The sequence below is a fragment of the Falsiroseomonas oryziterrae genome, from assembly GCF_021864505.1.
Taxonomy (GTDB): Bacteria; Pseudomonadota; Alphaproteobacteria; order Acetobacterales; family Acetobacteraceae; genus Falsiroseomonas; species Falsiroseomonas oryziterrae.
The window spans coordinates 1-5,487 of record NZ_JAKJIB010000289.1 but is presented as its reverse complement, the minus strand read 5'-3'; the positions used below and the strand labels follow the sequence as shown (position 1 = coordinate 5,487).

4 protein-coding genes and 1 pseudogene are annotated in these 5,487 nt (G+C 72.6%); 4 read left to right on the top strand and 1 reads right to left on the bottom strand.

Annotated features, from left to right (window positions below):
• Positions 1-92 precede the first annotated feature (92 nt).
• From L2I40_RS18315 to L2I40_RS18305, 3 genes and pseudogenes are all read left to right on the top strand, one after another.
• A pseudogene (locus tag L2I40_RS18315) lies at positions 93-944 on the top strand (chromosome segregation protein SMC); the annotation flags it as partial.
• A gap of 8 nt (positions 945-952) precedes the next feature.
• Entirely contained in the window at positions 953-1,495 is a 543-nt protein-coding gene (locus L2I40_RS18310; RefSeq protein WP_237216625.1) for a DUF6653 family protein, read from the top strand.
• A 27-nt stretch (positions 1,496-1,522) separates the two neighbouring features.
• Positions 1,523-3,427 (top strand): ABC transporter ATP-binding protein, encoded by a 1,905-nt coding sequence (locus L2I40_RS18305; RefSeq protein ID WP_272910985.1) that lies wholly within the window; start codon positions 1,523-1,525, stop codon positions 3,425-3,427.
• Here the strand turns inward: L2I40_RS18305 and L2I40_RS18300 are convergent.
• Positions 3,414-4,478, bottom strand: a complete 1,065-nt coding sequence (locus L2I40_RS18300; protein ID WP_237216624.1) for an AraC-like ligand-binding domain-containing protein — start codon at positions 4,476-4,478, stop codon at positions 3,414-3,416. The two genes, L2I40_RS18305 and L2I40_RS18300, sit on opposite strands and share 14 nt — an antisense overlap.
• 470 nt (positions 4,479-4,948) lie before the next feature.
• On the opposite strand from L2I40_RS18300, the gene L2I40_RS18295 reads away from it, so the two are divergent.
• The coding region (locus tag L2I40_RS18295) for a dienelactone hydrolase family protein (protein ID WP_372491078.1) at positions 4,949-5,487 on the top strand (539 nt) is incomplete at its 3' end.

Below are 5,487 nucleotides of genomic sequence, written 5' to 3'. Positions count from 1 at the left end.
CATGGACATCCGGGCCGCGCAGGCCATGGCGCAGCAGATGAACTCGCCGACCGCCACCTTCCGCCGCGAAGGGACCGCGACCATCGCCGGGCAGCAATGCACGGTCTGGGTGGTGCAGGACGGAGGGCGCCAGCGAAACCGCCGAGGCCGCCGCGCTGTCGGTCGAGGAACGCATCGCGGAGCGACTCGGCGAGGAGCCGCCCGACCTGCCGTCCGACATCGCCGACCTGTCCGACCAGGCGGAGGAGAAGGCGCGCCGCAAGCTCGATCGCCTGACGCGCGAGCGGGAGGAGATGGGGCCGGTCAACCTCGTCGCCGAGCAGGAACTCGCCGAGCTCGACGCCCGCCGCGGCGCCATCGATGCCGAGCGGCAGGAGGTCGCGACGGCGATCGCCAAGCTGCGCGGCCAGATCGGCCACCTGAACCGCGAGGGGCGCGAGCGTCTCCGCACCGTCTTCGACAAGGTGGATGCCGAGTTCCGCGCGCTGTTCACCCGGCTCTTCGGTGGCGGGCGCGCGCATCTCGCCCTCGTCGGCTCCGACGACCCGCTGGAGGCCGGGCTCGAGATCTACGCCGAGCCGCCGGGCAAGAAGCTCGCCTCGCTCGCGCTTCTCTCGGGCGGCGAGCAGGCGCTGACGGCACTCTCGCTCATCTTCGCCGTGTTCCGCTGCAACCCCGCGCCGGTCTGCGTGCTGGACGAGGTGGACGCGCCGCTGGACGACGCGAATGTCGAGCGGCTCTGCGACCTGCTGGAGGTGATGGCAGCGGGCGACGAGAACGGGCGCGGCGGCACGCGCTTCCTCATCGTCACGCACCACCAGCTCACCATGGCGCGGATGCACCGCCTCTACGGCGTCACGATGCAGGAGCGCGGCGTGTCGCGCCTGCTCAGCGTCGACCTGCAGCGGGCGGTCGAGCTGGCGGAAGGGCCAGTCGCGGGCTGAGCCGCGGGATGACGATCGAGGCGCGCATCGCGCGCCTGCACCGGATGGACGACGCGGCCTGGGCGCGGCACGCGAACCCATGGAGCGTGTGGACGCGGGTGCCGATCCTCCCGCTGCTCGCGCTCGCGATCTGGAGCCGTGTCTGGATCGGCTGGTGGGCGCTGCTGCCGGTGGTGCTGCTGGTCGGCTGGACCTGGATCAATCCGCGCGTTTTTCCGCCGCCGCCTTCGCTCGACAACTGGGGCTCGCGCGCCGTGCTCGGCGAGCGCCTCTGGCTGATGCGAGACCAGGTGCCGGTCCCGCCTCGGCATCGCCGCCTTCCCACCATGCTGAACGCAGTGGCCGGCGCCGGCGGCGCGGTCCTGGTCGGCGGGCTTGCCTGGCTTTCGCCCACTGCAGCGCTGACCGGGTTCGCCACGGCTTTCCTGGCGAAGATCTGGTTCCTCGACCGGATGAACTGGCTTGTTGCGGACATGGCGGAGGACCCGCGGCTCCTGTCCTGGGGCTATCGCGCCGCGCAGGGTGGTCCGCCCCCGATCCGGCAGGACTGACCTCGGCCCCGTCGTGGTGAAGGCCGGTTGACCGCCAGGCGCCGCCGGCGCGTTCTGCCGCGCATGCTGCCCTTCCGACGTTTCGAGCGCGCGATGGACCCGGTGGCGCCGCCTGGCACGCCGGCGGCGCGCGTGCTCGGCGTGCCCGTCCCCAGCGACCCGCCGCCGCGGTCGCTCCTCGGCTTCTACTGGCATTTCGCGCGCCAGGCCCGTGCCCTCTTCGCCGCGCTGTTCGCGGCCGGCATGGCGGTCGCGCTGCTCGACCTGCTGATCCCGCTCTTCATCGGCCGCGTCGTCGGGCTGCTGGAGCGCCACGGGCCCGACCGCCTCTGGGCCGAGGCAGGGACGACGCTGCTGGCGATGGCCGCCGTGCTGCTGCTCGGCCGGCCGCTGGCGATCCTCTGCCAGAACCTCGTGACGCAGCAGGGCATCGTCCCGGGCGTCACCTCCCTGATCCGATGGCAGAGCCACTGGCACGTCATCCGCCAGGGCCTGCCCTTCTTCCAGGAGGATTTCGCCGGCCGCATCGCCAACCGCGTCATGCAGGCCGGCCCCGCGCTGCGCGAGAGCGTCGTGCAGTCCGTCAACGCCGTCTGGTATATCGTGGTCTACGGCACCGGCGCGGTGCTCGCGCTGGCCTCCACCGATTCGCGGCTCGCCATCCCGATCCTCGTCTGGTTCGCGCTCTACGCGACGTTGCTGCGGCTGATCGTGCCGCGCATGCGCGACCGCGCAAGGACGGCGTCCGAGGCGCGCAGCGCGCTGACCGGACGCGTGGTGGACAGCTACACCAACATCCAGACGGTCAAGCTCTTCGCCCGCGCCGAGCAGGAGGACGCCTTCGTGCGCGAGGGGCTGGAGCGGCTGAACCGCGACTTCGGCCGCCAGACGCGCCTCGTCACGCTGAACGGGCTGCTGCTCTCCACCCTCAACGCGGCGCTGCTGGTCGGCACCGCCGGCCTGGCCATCTGGCTTTGGTCGCGCGGCGAGATCCCGCTCGCGGTGGTCGCGGCCGCGCTGCCCATGGCCTGGCAGATCGCCAACATCTCCGGCTGGGTCGCCTTCAACGTCGCCGGCATCTTCGAGAACATCGGCGTGGTGCAGGAAGCGATGGGCTCGATCGCCGTCCCGCCCACCGCGCCCGACCCGCCCGGCGCCGTGCCGCTGGTCGTCACGCGCGGCGCGATCCGCTTCGAGCGCGTGACCTTCGGCTACGGGCGGGAGGCCGGCGTGCTGCGCGGGTTCGACCTCGACGTCGCGCCGGGCGAACGCGTCGGCCTGGTCGGGCATTCAGGCGCTGGCAAGACCACGGCGATCAACCTGCTGCTGCGCTTCTTCGAGCCGGAAGCGGGACGGATCCTGGTGGACGGACAGGACATCGCCCGGGTCACGGCCGAATCGCTGCGCGCCGCGGTCGGCGTCGTCACCCAGGACACCGCGCTGCTGCACCGCTCGATTCGCGACAACATCCGCTATGGCCGCCCCGACGCCACCGAGGCGGAGGTCGAGCAGGCCGCACGCCGGGCGGAGGCGCACGACTTCATCGCAAGCCTTTCCGACTGGCGCGGCCGCAGCGGCTACGATGCGCATGTCGGCGAGCGCGGGGTGAAGCTCTCAGGCGGCCAGCGCCAGCGCGTCGCCATCGCGCGCGTGCTGCTGAAGGACGCGCCGATCCTGGTGCTGGACGAGGCGACGAGCGCGCTCGATTCCGAGGTCGAGGCCGCGATCCAGGAGAGCCTCGAGAAGCTGATGGCCGGCAAGACGGTGATCGCTGTCGCGCATCGCCTGTCGACGCTGTCGCGCATGGACCGGCTGGTGGTGCTGGATCGCGGGCGCGTGGCGGAGCAGGGGACGCATGCCGCGCTGTTGGCGCAGGGCGGGATCTACGCCCAGCTCTGGCAACGTCAGTCCGGTGGATTCATCGGGGATTGAACGACCGCCCGGCGGCCCGCACGACGTCCGCTGGCGCCTCGCCGAAGCGGCGGCGGAAGGCGGCGCCGAAGCGCGACGCGTTGGTGAAGCCGTAGCGGCGCGCGACCGCGGCAATGGCGGCTGCGTCGTCGCCCATGGCGCCCTCGCCGAGTCTGGCCCGCACCTCCTCCAGCCGGATCGCGTGCAGCGCTGCGAGCGGCGTCGTGTCGCGGAAGCGGCGGAACACGTCGCCCAGCGTCCGCACGCTGCAGCGCGCCGCGGCGGCCACATCGGCCATCCGGATCGGCCCCGCGCAATGCGCGCGCATGAAGTCCTCCGCGCGCCGGACATAGGCCGGAACGGCCCCGGCCGGGCCTGTCGGGAACCGGTCGGCGTAGTTGTGCGGCACCCCGCGCAGGATGAGCGCCGCGAGGAACTCGGTCATCGAGGCGAGCGCCACCGCATTTCCCGCGACGCCGTCCGGCCTCTCGAACTCCTGCATGACGAAGGCGAGCTGGCTGCGCAGGCTCGTTGCCAGCCCGCCGTTCCAGTCGAGGGCCGGGTCGAATTCGAGCGGCTGTGGCAGCCGCCGGTCGAGCATGTGCTCAAGCGTGCCCTCGAGCTCGCCGACCTTGACGAAGACGTTCGTCCGCAAGCTGCGATCGGTCGTCACCAGCCGGGTCCGGTGACCGGGGCGGAAGGCGAGGCCGCGGTCTGCCGTGGCCGTCGTGACCTCGCCGCGCTGATGCAGCGTCAGGCCGCCCTGCAGCATCGTCGTGAAGCAGAAGAAGTCGCCCTCGTCGCCGTCGATCGACACCTCCGTCGCGAAGCGGCTGTCGCCGTAGCTCGCGAGGAGGCCGCCCGCGCTGCGGGTGGCGAGAGTGAAGATCGGGCTGTCAAAGCGCGTGCCGGAGAGGGCGGGATCGCGCAGGCGGTACTTGTAGACCCGGCTCGGTTCGGGAAGCCGCTCGCTCACGCGCGACCGGCTGTCCAGCTCGGCTGGATCGCTGGCGCTGACGACGTTGAAGACCGCCAACCGTTGGGGGTCGAGCGAGGGCTCACCGGGATTCATGTAACTCGTATGGTAGCGCCGTCGGGATTCCGGATCGATCCGAAAATTCGCTTCCCGCGCGAAAAAGACAGAATCCGCAGGCTGGTGACCGATCCGGCAGGGAAGCGCTCCGTCCGCCACCGGAGCCGGCTTCCTGGCGCCGCCCCGCGTGCAAGGTTGGCGTGCCCCAGGGACGTCGCGCCCGTGCCAACACCCCCACAGAACCGATTTCTCGCTCAGGCGCCACGCAGCCAGGACGAAGGCTGTTCGCCCCGACCGCTCGGCGCGGCGCCGGTGGAGCGGGCGCTGTCGCGCCTACGCGCAGCGACCCGCGGCGGGGACCCGATCGAAGTGGAAGCCGCGGCCCGCGCCTATGGCGCAGCCCTCGCTTTCGCCGGTATTGCCGCCGCCGCGCAGGGCCTCGTGGCGGCGGTCCTGGCTTGGCGCCGCCTCGGACCGGCCGCCGGCTTCTCCGCGACCCGGACCCGCCGGTGAGCGCGCGGTCCTGTGCCGGGTTGCTGCTCTGCGCCGCCCTCGCGGCCACCACCGTGGCGCCTGGCCCCAGTGCCGCCGGCCCTGGCGGCGTCGATGCGGCCGGTCTGCTGGTGCTGCCCGAGGAACAGGTCGCGCCGGTCCCGGCCGGGTTGGTCATCGTCCTGCATGAGCCGACGGGCATCGATCCGCGCGGCTGGGGCTATGCCGACCAGATCGCCGCCGCGGGCCTCGCGGTGCTCCACCTCGACGTGCTGGAGATGTCCGCCGACGGCTTCGTCCCGCCCGACGCGGCAGATGAGGATGCGTCTGCGCTCGCGCGTCTCGTGGCCGTCATCGGCCTCCTCGATGCCGATCCGCGCTTCGCGCCGGCGCCGCTCGGCGTTCTGGCCTTCGGCGGTGCGGCGCAGACCGCCGCGCGCATCACGGCCGATCCGGCCGCGAGCGCGCGCATCGGGGCGCTGGCGCTGCTCTACCCCGGCTGCGACGGCGTGGCGGACCGGGTGGTGGCGGACGACGCGCGGCCGCGCGCGCCGGC

Excerpts from the sequence above, each read along its gene's own strand:
- L2I40_RS18310 (WP_237216625.1), top strand. The coding sequence starts at position 953 with ATGACGATCGAGGCGCGCATCGCGCGCCTGCACCGGATGGACGACGCG.
- L2I40_RS18300 (WP_237216624.1), bottom strand. The coding sequence starts at position 4,478 with ATGAATCCCGGTGAGCCCTCGCTCGACCCCCAACGGTTGGCGGTCTTC.